This is a genomic window from Virgibacillus sp. JSM 102003 (assembly GCF_041949995.1).
GTDB lineage: Bacteria > Bacillota > Bacilli > Bacillales > Amphibacillaceae > Lentibacillus.
In genome coordinates this window covers 1-1,552 of record NZ_JBHFQH010000030.1, presented here as the reverse complement: position 1 = coordinate 1,552, position 1,552 = coordinate 1, and the positions used below count along the sequence as shown (strand labels likewise).

General features: G+C 54.5%; 1 rRNA gene. It reads right to left on the bottom strand.

The window, feature by feature from the left end:
- Nucleotides 1-88: 88 nt before the first annotated feature.
- Nucleotides 89-1,552, bottom strand: a 16S ribosomal RNA gene (locus tag ACE1TG_RS19630); the annotation flags it as partial.

Here is a 1,552-nt window from a genome sequence, read left to right as displayed (position 1 = left end):
CCCTCAAAACTGAACCAAACAACCATATATGTCCTTACCGAGCGAGTCCCAACGGGACTCCACTCGACGTTCCTTCTAATATCCTTAGAAAGGAGGTGATCCAGCCGCACCTTCCGATACGGCTACCTTGTTACGACTTCACCCCAATCATTGGCCCCACCTTCGGCGGCTGGCTCCATGAAGGTTACCTCACCGACTTCGGGTGTTGCCAACTCTCGTGGTGTGACGGGCGGTGTGTACAAGGCCCGGGAACGTATTCACCGCGGCATGCTGATCCGCGATTACTAGCGATTCCGGCTTCATGCAGGCGAGTTGCAGCCTGCAATCCGAACTGAGAATGGTTTTATGGGATTTGCTACACCTTGCGGCTTCGCTGCCCTTTGTTCCATCCATTGTAGCACGTGTGTAGCCCAGGTCATAAGGGGCATGATGATTTGACGTCATCCCCACCTTCCTCCGGTTTGTCACCGGCAGTCACCTTAGAGTGCCCAACTTAATGCTGGCAACTAAGATCAAGGGTTGCGCTCGTTGCGGGACTTAACCCAACATCTCACGACACGAGCTGACGACAACCATGCACCACCTGTCACTCTGTCCCCGAAGGGAACACGGTATCTCTACCGCTGGCAGAGGATGTCAAGACCTGGTAAGGTTCTTCGCGTTGCTTCGAATTAAACCACATGCTCCACCGCTTGTGCGGGCCCCCGTCAATTCTTTTGAGTTTCAGCCTTGCGGCCGTACTCCCCAGGCGGAGTGCTTAATGCGTTAACTTCAGCACTAAGGGGCGGAAACCCCCTAACACCTAGCACTCATCGTTTACGGCGTGGACTACCAGGGTATCTAATCCTGTTCGCTCCCCACGCTTTCGCTCCTCAGCGTCAGTTACAGACCAGAGAGTCGCCTTCGCCACTGGTGTTCCTCCACATCTCTACGCATTTCACCGCTACACGTGGAATTCCACTCTCCTCTTCTGCACTCAAGTCCTCCAGTTTCCAATGACCCTCCACGGTTGAGCCGTGGGCTTTCACATCAGACTTAAAAGACCGCCTGCGAGCGCTTTACGCCCAATAATTCCGGACAACGCTTGCCCCCTACGTATTACCGCGGCTGCTGGCACGTAGTTAGCCGGGGCTTTCTGGTTAGGTACCGTCAAGGTACCGCCTTATTCAAACGGTACTTGTTCTTCCCTAACAACAGAGTTTTACGATCCGAAAACCTTCATCACTCACGCGGCGTTGCACCGTCAGACTTTCGTCCATTGCGGATGATTCCCTACTGCTGCCTCCCGTAGGAGTCTGGGCCGTGTCTCAGTCCCAGTGTGGCCGATCACCCTCTCAGGTCGGCTACGCATCGTCGCCTTGGTAGGCCGTTACCCTACCAACTAACTAATGCGCCGCGGGCCCATCTGTAAGTGACAGCTAAAAGCCGCCTTTCAATTTCTCAACATGTGCTGAAAAATATTATCCGGTATTAGCCCCGGTTTCCCGGGGTTATCCCAGTCTTACAGGCAGGTTGCCCACGTGTTACTCACCCGTCCGCCGCTCGTTCCACA